General features: G+C 66.1%; 11 protein-coding genes. 3 read left to right on the top strand and 8 right to left on the bottom strand.

Annotated features, from left to right (window positions below):
* The 5 genes from ACX9OT_RS04755 to ACX9OT_RS04735 all read right to left on the bottom strand — a co-directional run bounded on the left by ACX9OT_RS04755 (position 1) and on the right by ACX9OT_RS04735 (position 5,100).
* On the bottom strand, positions 1 to 1,260 hold the full coding sequence (locus ACX9OT_RS04755; protein ID WP_459001183.1) for a class I SAM-dependent methyltransferase: 1,260 nt from the start codon (positions 1,258 to 1,260) through the stop codon (positions 1 to 3).
* The gene (locus ACX9OT_RS04750) at positions 1,257 to 2,024 is read right to left on the bottom strand and encodes a DUF1365 domain-containing protein (RefSeq protein ID WP_107431857.1); all 768 of its coding nucleotides are present in this window, start codon (positions 2,022 to 2,024) and stop codon (positions 1,257 to 1,259) included. The genes ACX9OT_RS04755 and ACX9OT_RS04750 overlap by 4 nt, the downstream gene beginning before the upstream one ends.
* Positions 2,021 to 3,298, bottom strand: coding sequence for an NAD(P)/FAD-dependent oxidoreductase (locus ACX9OT_RS04745; protein ID WP_071227407.1), 1,278 nt, complete (start codon positions 3,296 to 3,298; stop codon positions 2,021 to 2,023). The genes ACX9OT_RS04750 and ACX9OT_RS04745 overlap by 4 nt, the downstream gene beginning before the upstream one ends.
* Before the next feature lies 1 nt (position 3,299).
* Positions 3,300 to 4,250: an acyl-CoA desaturase gene (locus ACX9OT_RS04740; RefSeq protein ID WP_459001180.1), complete on the bottom strand. Its 951-nt coding sequence runs from the start codon at positions 4,248 to 4,250 to the stop codon at positions 3,300 to 3,302.
* Between the two features lie 82 nt (positions 4,251 to 4,332).
* Positions 4,333 to 5,100: a hypothetical protein gene (locus ACX9OT_RS04735; protein WP_459001178.1), complete on the bottom strand. Its 768-nt coding sequence runs from the start codon at positions 5,098 to 5,100 to the stop codon at positions 4,333 to 4,335.
* Between the two features lie 135 nt (positions 5,101 to 5,235).
* Here ACX9OT_RS04735 and ACX9OT_RS04730 point away from each other — a divergent pair, with 135 nt between their 5' ends.
* From ACX9OT_RS04730 to ACX9OT_RS04720, 3 genes are read left to right on the top strand one after another with little or no spacing between them, the layout of a single operon-like run.
* A complete protein-coding gene (locus ACX9OT_RS04730; RefSeq protein ID WP_277778750.1) occupies positions 5,236 to 5,859 on the top strand; it encodes a sigma-70 family RNA polymerase sigma factor in 624 nt (207 codons plus the stop codon).
* Positions 5,856 to 6,530 carry a ChrR family anti-sigma-E factor gene (locus ACX9OT_RS04725; RefSeq protein WP_459001176.1) on the top strand — a complete coding sequence of 225 codons (675 nt, stop codon included), beginning with the start codon at positions 5,856 to 5,858 and terminating at the stop codon, positions 6,528 to 6,530. The genes ACX9OT_RS04730 and ACX9OT_RS04725 overlap by 4 nt, the downstream gene beginning before the upstream one ends.
* 13 nt (positions 6,531 to 6,543) lie before the next feature.
* Complete coding sequence (locus ACX9OT_RS04720; protein WP_071227441.1) at positions 6,544 to 7,236, top strand: Rossmann-fold NAD(P)-binding domain-containing protein; 693 nt, start codon at positions 6,544 to 6,546, stop codon at positions 7,234 to 7,236.
* 2 nt (positions 7,237 to 7,238) lie between these two features.
* Here ACX9OT_RS04720 and ACX9OT_RS04715 read toward each other — a convergent pair whose 3' ends face one another.
* Genes ACX9OT_RS04715 through ACX9OT_RS04705 form a run of 3 tightly spaced genes read right to left on the bottom strand, consistent with a single transcriptional unit; the run spans position 7,239 to position 12,329 of the window.
* On the bottom strand, positions 7,239 to 9,635 hold the full coding sequence (locus tag ACX9OT_RS04715; RefSeq protein WP_459001174.1) for a response regulator: 2,397 nt from the start codon (positions 9,633 to 9,635) through the stop codon (positions 7,239 to 7,241).
* Positions 9,628 to 10,095 carry a response regulator gene (locus tag ACX9OT_RS04710; protein WP_049399316.1) on the bottom strand — a complete coding sequence of 156 codons (468 nt, stop codon included), beginning with the start codon at positions 10,093 to 10,095 and terminating at the stop codon, positions 9,628 to 9,630. The genes ACX9OT_RS04715 and ACX9OT_RS04710 overlap by 8 nt, the downstream gene beginning before the upstream one ends.
* Entirely contained in the window at positions 10,092 to 12,329 is a 2,238-nt protein-coding gene (locus tag ACX9OT_RS04705) for an ATP-binding protein (protein ID WP_459001172.1), read from the bottom strand. The genes ACX9OT_RS04710 and ACX9OT_RS04705 overlap by 4 nt, the downstream gene beginning before the upstream one ends.
* Positions 12,330 to 12,545: the final 216 nt, after the last annotated feature.

The raw sequence follows: 12,545 nt of genomic DNA, 5'->3' as shown, positions 1-12,545 counted from the left end.
TCAGCGGCTGTCGCCCGCAGCGAGGACGGGCCGGTGGTCCGGACGGGCCAGCAGCAGATGCGAGACGCCGATCGAACGTTCCAGGAAGCCGCCCTCGCAATAGGCCAGATAGAACTCCCACAACCGGCAGAAGCGCGCATCAAAGCCCTGAGCCTGCACCGCAGGCAGCTGGGCCAGGAAGCGCTGGCGCCAGGCGCGCAGGGTCAGTGCGTAGGAGTGGCCGAAGTTCTGCTGGGCGATCAGCTGCAGGTCGCTGGATCGGGTCTTGGCGGCCATGATCGCGTTGATCGATGGGATGAAGCTGCCCGGAAATACATAGCGCTTGATGTAGTCGACGCTGCGCCGGGCCTGTTCGTAGCGATGGTCCTCGATGGTGATGGCCTGCAGCAGGGCAACGCCATCCGGCTTGAGCAGGCGTTGCAGCGTAGCCATGTAGGTGTCCAGGTACTCGGCGCCGATCGCTTCGATCATCTCGATCGAGACCAGCTTGTCGAACTGGCCCTGCAGGTCGCGGTAGTCCTGCATCAGCAGCGTGACCTGATCCTGCAGGCCCGCCGCCTCTACGCGCTGGGCGGCCAGCGCATGCTGTTCCGCGGAGATGGTGGTGGTGGTCACATGGCAGCCATAGTGCTGGGCGGCGTGTACCGCGAAACCGCCCCAGCCGGTGCCGATCTCCACCACGCGGTCGCCTGGCTTGAGTTGCAGCTGCTGGCAGATGCGGTCCAGCTTGCGCCGCGAGGCGGATTCCAATGGCTCGGATTCGCTGGCGAACATCGCCGACGAGTACATCAGGTCCGGCGACAGGAACAGGGCAAAGAAGTCGTTGCCCAGGTCATAGTGCGCGGCGATATTGCGGCGACTGCCTTCGCGGCTGTTGCGGCGCAGGCGGTTCCAGGCCCGCAGCATCCCCCCACCCAAGCGGGCCGGGCCACGCTCCATGCCGTCGAGCAGATCGCGATTGCGCACCAGCAGCCGGATCAGTGCCACCAGATCATCGCAGTGCCACTCGCCCTGGATGTAGCTTTCACCTGCGCCCACGCTGCCTTGCGCAGCAACCTTGCGATAGAACGACGGGTCTTCGATGGTGACGGTGACATGCAGTTCGCCGCGGGCATCGCCCAGCCAGACCTCGCCCAGTGCGTCGCGCACGCACAGCCGACCGTCGCGCATGGGGGCAAGCTGGGCCAGCAGGCGGCGGCGCAGGAACGCGTCCAAGGCACCGGGGCGCGGCAGGGCAACCCAGGGAGTCATCGAGTTCATCGCGGTTTCTCGGCAAGAGTGGGGTGGTCGTGCACCGGGTTGCGTTTCAACCACAGCCGCAGTGCGTGCCAGTGAATGGCGGCCACCACCTGGGTGGTCATCAGTGGATAGCAGGCCAGGACGCGGGCCAACCCGCGGCCATCCAGGGTGTGCCGTTGCATGACCTGGGTGGCATCAAACTGGCGCGCGCCGTCGCGCCAGACCTGCATGTGCACGCGCAGATCCTCATCCGGGCAGTTGAACCGCCAGTCGTAATGGCAATCCATCGGCATGAAGGGCGAGACATGGAAGCACTTGTCGAACCGCCAGCGCAGCGAGTTGCCTTCGTGCGTGGCCGTCGCGACCGGCAGCACATAGGCGTGCCGTTCCTTCCAGGGCGTGTTGGTGATCTCGGCGACAATGCAGTCCAGCGTGCTGCCGTCTGCCTGGTAGCAGTAGTAGAAACTGACCGGGTTGAACACGTGCCCGGCAAAGCGAAGATGGGTGAGCAGGCGCACCGGGCCGGTCGGCCGGTAGCCAAGCGTGTGGGCAGCGTGATCGCGGATGGCATCGGCCAGTGGCCGTGCGGGATCGCCGAAGTAGTCGCTGCGGCGGAACTCGGCCAGGTTGCGGCGATTGACCGACCACAACCAGCGCCCGTCGAACACCGTATCGAGTTCGTCCAGATCGAGCAGCAGCTGGGCGATGGGGTAACGGAAGGCATGCGGGTGCGGATGATGCCGGCGATGCATCACCTGCCCGATGTAGAGCGCGCTGGCACTCATGCCGCCACCTCATCCGCGGCGGATGCCAGCCGATGTGGAGCGCAGGCCTGCAGGGCATCGACCACGCGGCGGGCGCTGCGGATGCCATCCTCATGGAAGCCCCAGCCCCAATAGGCGCCTGCGAACCACGTATGGCGACGGCCCTGCAGTTCCGCCCAGCGCTGCTGTGCCCGCACCGCGGCGTGGTCGTGCACCGGGTGGGCATAGCGCAGCGTACGCAGTACTTTGGCCGGATCGATTGCCTCGCTGCGGTTGAGGGTAACCACCAGGGGCGTATCGCCGGGCAGGCCCTGCAGCAGGTTCATGCAGTAGCTGACCGTGCAGGGCGCGGCGCGATCCTCTGGCACGTGCGCGTTCCATGCTGCCCACGCCTTGCGGTTGCGCGGCAGCAATGACGCATCGGTGTGCAGCACCGCTTCATTGGTTTGATAGCGGATGGCGCCGAGCACGTCGCGCTCGATGGGGTTGGCGTCGGCAAGCAACGCCAGCGCCTGGTCGCTGTGGCAGGCCAGGATGACCTCATCGAAGCCTTCCACGCCGGCCGCGCTGTGCACGCGCGCGCCCCAGGGCATGCGCTCGACCGACTGCACCGGGCACTCCAGCCGCTCATGCACCCGCCAGCGGGCGCGCAGGGCATCGACATAGCGTGCCGATCCGCCGCTCACCACCCGCCACGGCGCGCGCCCGCTCATCTGCAGCATCTGGTGGTTGGCCATGAACTGGGCCAGATAGCGCGCCGGGAAGTCCTGCACGGTGGCGGTCGGTGAGGACCACAGTGCCGAGGCCATCGGCAGCAGGTGCTCGTCGATGAAGGCCTCGCCATAGCGCTGGCTGCGCAGGTACTCGCCGAGCGTGGGGCCGTCTTCCTCGGCCAGCAGCAACGGCGCATCCCGATAGAACCGGCGCAGGTCGGCCAGCATGCCCCAGAATCGAGGTGACACCAGGTTGCGGCGCTGGCAGAACAGGCCATCCAGCGAGGTGGCGTTGTACTCCACGCCGCTGCGCTCGCTGTGCATCGAGAAACTCATCGTGGTCGGCTGCGAAGCCACACCCAGCTCGTCGAAGAGCGCGGTCAGCAGCGGATAGTGCTGGGGATTGAACACGATGAACCCGGTATCCACCGCCATGCGTGTGCCATCCACCTGCACGTCGTGCGTGTGGGTATGGCCACCGAGGTAGTCGTTGGCCTCGAACAGTGTGACGTCGTGCTGGCCATCGAGCCACCAGGCACTGGCCAGCCCCGCGATACCCGAGCCGATGACGGCGATGCGCATGTCAATACCTCGCCTTGGCCAGGACCCACTCGGGGATGGGCTTGAGACCTTTGACCAGGCCCAGCGCCGCCATCGCGCGCAGTCCGTACCAGGTCAAATCCACTTCCCACCAGCGGAAGCCCTGGCGGACAGTGCCGGGGAAGAAGTGGTGGTTGTTGTGCCAGCCTTCGCCGAAGGTGAGCAGCGCCAGCCAGAGGTTGTTGCGGCTGTCATCGCGTGTGTCGAAGCGGCGGCGGCCGAATCGATGCGCCAGCGAATTGATGGTGACCGTGGCATGGAACAGCACGATGGTGGAGATGAAGAAGCCCCACACCAGCAGCTGTGGGCCGGAGGTGTGCAGGCCCGGTGCCCAGCGCTCCAACCCGGCGCCCAATGCATACAGCGCTGCGGCCAGCAGTACCGGTACGGCCGTATCGAAACGGTCCAGCCAGCGCAGTTCGGGGAAGCGTGCCAGGTCCGGTACCCGCGACAGATCGGTGGCGAACGCCTCGCGGGTCAGGAACCAACCCATGTGGCTGCGCCAGAAGCCGCCCTCGCGTGGCGAGTGCGGATCCAGCGGCTGGTCGGCATGCCGATGGTGATGGCGATGATGGGCGGCCCACCAAAGCGGCCCACGCTGCACGCTGGAGGCGCCGATGACAGCGAACACGAACTGCACCGTTCGCGATGCCTGGAAGGTCCGGTGCGAGAAATAGCGGTGATAGAACGCCGTGATGGCGAACATGCGCACCGCATAGAGCACTGCGGCGACGATCACCGCTGTCCATGAGATTCCGACCCAGAGCACAGCGATGCAGGCCAGGTGCATCAGTGCGAATGGCACGGCGCGCAACCAGTCGATGCGGCCGGGCTGTTCGTCGGTGGTCTCTGCGACGTTGCCGGTGTCGATCCAGCGCTGCAGCGTACGCAGCAGGCGCGAGCGTCGACGGGGGAGGGGCGCTACAGAGGCCATTGGGGGATCTCGGCGGGTGTCGTGTCTACCTGTACGCAGCAGCGCGTGCAATGGATGCGCTGCCACGCGAAGAATCTCGACTTCACCTGGGCGTCACGGCGCAGCGGTCGACCAGAGGATGCGTCCAGGCCTGCTGCCATTCCGCGGCAGTCTGCTCGGCAGCAGGCGAGCTGAAGCGCACCGTCACCTGCGGATAAGTGCCGCGTGCATCGCGCAGGTTGCTGGTACCGCGGAATTCCAGCAGGCGGCGGTCGGTGCTGGCATAGACCAGTGACAGACGCGGGGCGATGCTGCCGTACCAGGTGTCCAGACTGACGTCGATCGACTGGGCATCAATACCCTGCCAACGTACCGGACCGATGCGCCGCACCTGCACCGGGAAGTAGCGCTGCCGCCCCGGCACCAGGAAGGGCAGGCTGATGCGTTCGCCGCGCAGCAGCGCCGGCCAGTGCAGGTGCACCGCCGCGTCGAACCCTGCATCGATCACCGCGTCCGGCGGCAGTTCAAGCCGGCGCTGATGCGGCTGGCTGGCGGCATCTTCCTTCCAGGCAATCGACACCGAGTCGCCAGTGGCGTCGACTTCGGCGGTCTGGCCGCTGCGGCGGTCCTGCAGCGAATAGCCCCGTGCCTGCGGGCGGGCGCTGGCGGGCAGATGCTTGCGGGCGAAGGGCTGGCCATCCGGGCACTGGTACAGCACCCAGCGTTCGGCACCCTCCGTTGCCTCGCGCCGCCAGTGCACTTCACGGTAGAGGATGTCGCCCTGCGCGGAGGTGGCCACACCCTCACTTCGCAGCCAGGGTGCCGCCAGCGCGGCATGGGGCAGGCACAGCAGCAGCCAGGCAGTGCGCATGGTGTTCATCCGGAAGGGTAGGTCTCTCAGGTCATACGGTGGGGGCGCCCGGTTGGATGCGCAGTGCCGACTGCATCCAATGGCTGCCCCTGCACGTACAGAGGACAGACCTTCACCCGCCCGCCGCGAACGCAGATGTACCCTGACGCCGCCAGCACACTCCTCAACTTCGATAGCGCACGCACCGTGTCCAGTTCCCAGCAGCCGAGCAGCGAGCCGACGAACTGGGCCGGTGACATGGACGGCGTGGCGCGGCTGCGCGACCGCGAGTGTTTCATGCGGATCTACGACTACTTCATGCCGCGGCTGTGCGTGTACCTGCGCGGCCTGGGCGCACCCGATGCCGTAGCCGAAGAGCTGGCGCAGGAATGCCTGTTGCGCCTATGGCTGCGGGCCGCCGATTTCGATCCGGCACAGGGGGCGCTGAGTACGTGGTTGTATCGCATCGCCCGCAACCTGCATATCGATCGAGTGCGCCGTGAGCGCAGCTGGATGCAGGTGCAGGCGGCGGTGGAGGACGCGGCGACGCTGGATGTGATCGAGCGCAGCAGCGCCGAGCAGTTCGCCGACCAGGCGCGTCTGCGCCAGCGCATCAACGAGCTGCCTGCGGTGCAGGCGCGGCTGGTGCGGATGTCCTATTTCGAGGCCAAGAGCCACAGCGAGATCGCCGAAGCGCTGGGCATGCCGCTGGGGACGGTCAAATCGCATTTGCGCCGTGCCTTCCTGCAACTGCAGGCGAAAGTGGGAGGTGTGCTGTGAATCCGCACCACCACCTGCACGAATCCACGCTGATGAGCTATGCCGCGGGTGCGCTGTCGTCGCCGTTGAGCATCGTGGCCGGTGCCCATCTGGAGCAGTGCCCGCATTGCCGTCAGCGCCTGCGCGATGCTGAGGCGATCGGTTCGGTACTGCTGGAGCAGACCCAGCCGCCTGCAACCGACACGCGGCGCGAACAGTTGCGCGAGGCCATGCTGATGCAGCTGGCCACGGAAACGCCGATGGCCATGGCGGAATCCCTGCGCCCTATGCCGAAGGAGCGGCCCGAGGCCGATCCCGATCATCTGCCGGTATCATTGCATCCCTACTTTGGCACCTCGCTGGGTGACCTGCGCTGGCGTTGGATGGCGCCGGGGGTGCACTGCATCCGGGCCGAGCAGATGCCCTCGCTGATCATGCTGAAGATCGCCCCCGGCAAGTGCCTGCCCATGCACAGCCATGGCCGCAGCGAGCTGACTCAGATCCTGCGCGGTTCCTACAACGACGCGCTGGGGCTGTTCGCGCCGGGTGACGTGGCGGATCTGGACGAGGAGGTGGAGCACCAGCCGGTGACCGCGCCGGGTGTGCCGTGCATCTGCGTGTCTGCGTTGGATGCGCCGTTGGTGTTCAGCGGTTGGCTGGCGCGGAAGATCCAGCGTTTCGTGAAACTGTGAGGCGGGTGCGATGATGGTCGGGACAGGTGCACTACGGATTCTGTTGACCGGTGCCGCAGGCCTGGTCGGGCAGGGTGTGGTGCTGGCCTGCCAGCGCTCACCGCAGGTCTCCCGCCTGACCGCGCTGGTTCGTCACCCAGGCAGTCTGAGCGGCACCGGCAGCGAACTGATTGTCCCGGACTTTCTGCGTATCCAGGAGCGGGTGGAGGAGCTTGCCGGGTTCGATGCATGCCTCTACTGCGCCGGAGCGCCACCGGTCGGCACCGCCGAGGCCGAGTACCGACGCGTTACCGTGGACACCACACTGGCGGTAGCCCGTGCCTGGGTGGCCGCGAATCCCGAGGGATGCTTTCTGTATGTATCCGGTGCGGGTGCGGACCCTCAGAGCCGGCTGATGCCGCTGAGGGTCAAGGGCGAGACCGAAGTTGCTTTGCAGGCCCTGCCGATGCGCTCGGTGATGCTGCGCCCGGGTGGCGTCAGGCCGGTCGCGGGAACCGGCACCCGTCATGCCCTGTTGAAGCCGTTGTACTGGGGCGGCGCGCCGTTGATGAAGCTGGCCGGTGCGATTGCGCCTTCGTTGATGACCAGCAATCTGGCCCTGGGCCAGGCGATGATTGCGTTGGCCGGCAGGGAGCATCCGCCGGCCACGGTGGAGTGCGCAGACATCAACCGGATCGCCGCTGGCATGCGTGATCCGGCGTCCTGACCTCAGTGCGTCGCCCCCAGCGCGGTGCGTACCGCCGCTGCAAGATCACTGCGGGTAAACGGCTTTGGCAGCAATGAAACCGCGCGTCCCTGGCTGCCCACCTGGTCGTGGTCACGTGGATAGCCCGACGTGAACAGGACGGCGACTTCCGGCCAGCGTTCACGGACTTCGTGCACCAGTTCCCACCCCGACATGCCGGGCATCACCACGTCCGAGAACAACAGATCCACCTTGGTGTCGGGGCGCTCCAGCAGCCGCAGCGCGGAGGGGCCGTCGTGGGCTTCCAGCACGCGGTAACCGAGCAGCCGCAGCGCATCCACCGTGTGGGCGCGGACATCGTCATTGTCCTCGGCGACCAGAATGGTTTCCTCGCGCGGTGAGTAACCCGCCAGGCCGGTCTGTGGGGTGCGTGCTTCGCAGGGCAGGGCCAGCGGAGAGCGCGGGAACATCATGGTGATGCTGGTGCCGCCGCCTTCCACCGAGTCGATCAGCACGTGGCCACCGGACTGCTTGACGAAGCCATGCACCATGGACAGGCCAAGCCCGGTGCCGCGGCCAACCTGCTTGGTGGTGAAGAACGGCTCGAACACGCGCGCCAGGGTCGCCGCGTCCATGCCGTGGCCATTGTCGCGAACCCGCAGCATCACGTACTCGCCAGGCGCTGCATCGGGAAACAGGGCGGCGTAGTCGTGGTCGAGATGGCTGTTGTCGACTTCGATCACCAGCCGGCCGCCATGCGGCATCGCATCGCGGGCATTGACCGCCAGGTTCAGTACGGAGGCCTCCAGCTGGCTGATGTCGATCTCCACGCACCAGATGTCCTCGGCATTGCGGATCTCCAGCTGCACCAGCTCACCCAGTGCACGCTGCAGCATGTCGTGCATGTCCAGCAGGCGTTCGTTGAGGTTGGCGGCCTGGCTGTGCAGCGGCTGGCGACGGGCAAATGCCAGCAGGCGCTGGGTCAGGCTGGCGGCACGGCCGACGCCTTTCAGTGCATTGTCCAGTGCACGGCTGACCATTGCCCCGGGTTCTCCGGCGCGTTCGTTGAGCAGCATGGCGTGCTCGACGTTGCCGGAGATGACCGTCAGGATGTTGTTGAAATCATGGGCGATGCCGCCGGTGAGCTGGCCGACCGCCTCGATCTTCTGCGACTGGCGCAGTGCGTGTTCTGCCTGCAGCCGCGCGGTGGTTTCCACCGCCTCGGAGACCACGGCGGTGACCACGCCTTCGGTATCCAGCAGCGGGCGGAACGAGAAGTCGAAGCTGCGCCGCCCGGTCGGGAGTTCCAGTTCCAGTGCATGCAGCGAACTGCGGCCCTGTACGGCTGCAGCGACGGCCTGTTCGATCAGCGCACTGATGCCATCGGTTGTGGCAAACCAGAGCGATTCGCCGAAGCGCGCGCCAACAGTGTCCTTCTTGTCCGCAAGCACCGCGGCCAGTGACGCGTCATTGGCATCAACCACGCGTCCGGACAGATCCAACAGCACCTGATGCTGGAAGCTGGATTCGAAGATCGCCTGCAGGCGCCGCTTGCTGGCCCGCAACTCGGCGGTGCGTGCCTGCACCTGTCGCTCGAGAACCTGGTTGTCCTCGCGCAGCGCCAGTTCGGCCTGCTTCAACAGTGAAACATCGCTGCCCATGCAGATGTAGCCGACCACGCTGCCATCGGCCGCATGTTCCGGTACGCAGTCCATCTGCACGAATCGGGATTCGCCGCTGCGGTGGACCAGTTCGACCTGGAAGCTGGTGCGCTCGCCCTGCAGTACCCGCTCCAGGCTGGGCAGGGCGTGCTCGAAGGCGGAAATGCCGGTGACATCCCGTGCCGCGCGACCCAGCAGTTCGGCCAGGCTGACGCCGTGCCAGTCCAGGAACGCCTTGTTCGCGAAGCGGTAGCGATGCGCCGCGTCGAGCTGGGCGATCAGCGCAGGGACGGCATCGGTTACCTGCTGCAACTGCGCCTGGCTGTCGTTCAGTGCGGCCTGCGCCTGCACAAGCTGGGTGCGTTCATGGGCCTCCTGCCGCGCACGACGGATCGCATCCGGCAGGCGCTGCAGGCGCTGCTTGACCACGTAGTCGCGCGCGCCGCGGGTCAGGGCCTGCACGGCCAACTCCTCGGTAAGCGTGCCGGAAACGAAGATGAAAGGGGTCTGCGGAATCCGCTCGCGTGCCAGTGCAAGGGCCGCATCGCCGTCGAATCCGGGCAGCACATGATCGGCCAGGATCACATCGAAGGCGCGATTCTCAATTGCCTCGATGAAGGCATTGCGGGTCCACAGGCGCTCGGCCTCGAAATCGAGGCCGGCACGCTGCAGCTGTGCGCTGATCAGCTCCGCATCAAGCGCGCTGTCCTCCAGCATGAGGATGCGCAGGCGCTCGCTGCGGCGCGATCCATCACGCATTGTGCTGCCCCGAGCCGTTGGGCCGATACGGCGGGGGCTGGTTGGTGATGCCCCAGAACATGCCCAGCCCCTGGATAGCGTCGAAGAACTCCTTGAAGTCCACTGGCTTGACCACGAATGCGTTCACGCCCAGTTCGTAACTGCGCACGAGATCCTGTTCTTCGCGCGACGAGGTCAGCATCACCACCGGGGTGCTGCTCAGCTGTGGGTCACCACGCACCTGTTCCAACACTTCCAGACCGTTCACCTTGGGCAGCTTCAGGTCCAGCAGCACCACCACCGGGCCGCCGTGCATGGCGCCGGCGAACTTGCCTTCGCAGCGCAGGTAATCCAGCGCCTCGGCACCATCGCGTACATGGATGACATCGTTCAGCAACTGGCAGCGCGACAACGCGGCCAGCGTCAGCTCGGCATCCTTGGGGCTGTCCTCCACCAGGAGGATCGGCCGCAGGTCCCTCATGGGTGATCTCCTGTGGAACGGGGTAGGGTGAAATGAATTGTGGCGCCCTTGCCGGGCTCGCCCTCGGCCCAGGTACGGCCGCCATGGCGGCCGATGATGCGGCGTACATTGGCCAGGCCGATGCCGGTGCCTTCGAATTCTTCGACGTGATGCAGGCGCTGGAACACACCGAACAGCTTGTCCACGTAGCGCATGTCGAAGCCGCAGCCGTTGTCACGCACGAAAAAGTGGTCTTCGTCGACGTTGCGCTCGTGACCGACCTCGATAACGGCCTGCTCGCGCTCGCGGGTGAACTTGATCGCGTTGGCCAGCAGGTTCTGCCAGACCAGACGCAACATCGTGGGATCGGCCTCCACCTCGGGCAGCGGCGCCAGCGTCCATTGCACGTCGCGTCCGGCGTAGTCCAAAGCCAGGCTCCGGTGCATATCTTCGGCCAGCGCCGCCATATCCAGCCGTACCCGGCCGAGCGTGGAACGGCCCATCTGCGAGAAGCTCAGCAGATCGTCCACCAGTGTCCCAGCGGATTTGGCCGACTCCACGATCGTATCCAGGAAGCGGCGCTCGGTATCGTTGAGGCGTTCGCCGGCCGAGCTGCCCAGCAGCTCCGAGTAACCGACGATGTGGCGGAACGGCGCGCGCAGGTCGTGGCTGACCGAATAGGAAAACGCTTCGAGTTCCTTGTTGCTGCGGACCAGCTGCTCGTTGAGCTCGGCCATTTCCTCGGCCTTGCGCAGCACGATATCGACGATGGCGGTGCGCATTTCGTGTGCGGCATCGCAGTCGGCGTCGGTCCACGGCAGGCTGCGTTGCCGTACGGTCTCTTTCCAGGCTTCGAATGAACTGCGCGGGGACAGTGCCACGCCGGGCGCCGCCGCTTTGCGTGGGTCGCCACCCCAACGCACGGTGCGCACCACTTCCGGGCGGAACCACATCAGATAGCTGTCGTGCAGCTGCGAAATGGACACCGCCAGTACGCCGCTGGCCACGTCGGACAGGCGCGCGCCGGGCGCCCAGTTGGCTGCCAGATGGTCACTGCAGTACGTTTCCTGCCCGGTCTGCTGGGTAGCCAGCCAATCAGCCAGGGCCAGCACGTCGCTGGCGGGTGGGCACTCACCCACGCGCATGCAGTCGCCCCTGTGCACGATGGCCGCACCGGCAGCGCCGGTCAGCGACAGCAGGCTGGCTTCATCGTGGCGCAGCGCAGCCATGAAATCCTCGTCGCCGGCCATGCGTGCCAGCAGCTTGACCAGCACCGAGCGGCGCGCCACGCGCTCTTCGATGGCGCGTGCACGCTCCTTCAGGGCGATCTGCAGTGACAGGATCTGGCCCATGAACTCGCAGGCAGTGCGCACGTGGTAGGGCAGGCGGCGTGGCTGCACCGTGTGGCAGGACACCAGGCCCCACAGTTGGCCCTCGTGCACCAGCGACACCGACATCGATGCGCCGGTGCCCATGTTGCGCATGTACTGCAGGTGCACGGGCGAAACGCTGCGCAGCACGGCCAGGCTCAGGTCGGTAGCCGGCGCGTCGCGATGGTCCTCGGCCCGCATCAGCGGGGTAGGGGTATAGCTGTTGTCCGCGATCAGGCGCACCCGATTGCGGCGGTACAGCTCGCGGGCCTGCGCAGGAATGTCCGACTCGGGGAAGCGCAGGTCCAGGTAGGACGGCAACAGGCCGTTGCCATCTTCGGCGACCACGATGCCGTTCCAGCCGGGATCGAACTGGTAGACCAGGGTGCGATCGAAGCCGGTCAGCCGGCGCATGTGCGCGGCCGCCAGCTGGCACAGATCTTCCACGGTGGTAGCCGATTCGATGCCGGTCATCAGTTCGCGGATCGACGGATACAATTCTTCCAGCGAACCAGGCTGGCCGGGAACCGGCGCCTCCAGCTCGATCAGCAGATCGGTGGCGGAGCGATGCACCAACAATTGATGGCGGCCGTGGCCATCCAGGTGCACGGCGCCGACATGCGCGCTGCTGCCCACCGTGGCCTGCTGGAACAGCGCCTGGAAGGGCGCCAGCACGCCGCCCAGTACCTCGCTGACATGCTGCATCAACGGTTCGCCGAACTGCTGCAGCAGGCCGGGATGACTGACGGCGCGCTCGCGCACCCGCAGGGACTGCGGTTCAACGACCAGAAGCACGCCGTAGGGCTGGATCGCGCCGGGGGTGTGGATCGGTTCGCGCGCGCAACTGGACAAGGCAGTGTCGTGCGTGGACTCGGCAGAAGGCATCAAAGGCGGGACTCATGATTCGTGGATGGCTGGAATGGCCCAGCGTTGCATCCGGCATGCACGGATGGTGACGCAAAATCGTGCATTCGCATACCGGTACGTGCGTGTGAAGAACGTTTCATTCAAACCTGAATTCTTCATCTGGACATTCCAACAGCACTTGCATGTTTCGCGAAAGGTACATGTGCGCTGCACGCGCACTCGACACCGACTTGC

The sequence above is a fragment of the Stenotrophomonas genospecies 3 genome (genome assembly GCF_054473855.1).
The sequence above is the reverse complement of the archived record's forward strand: the minus strand, read 5'-3'. Positions and strand labels throughout refer to the sequence as shown.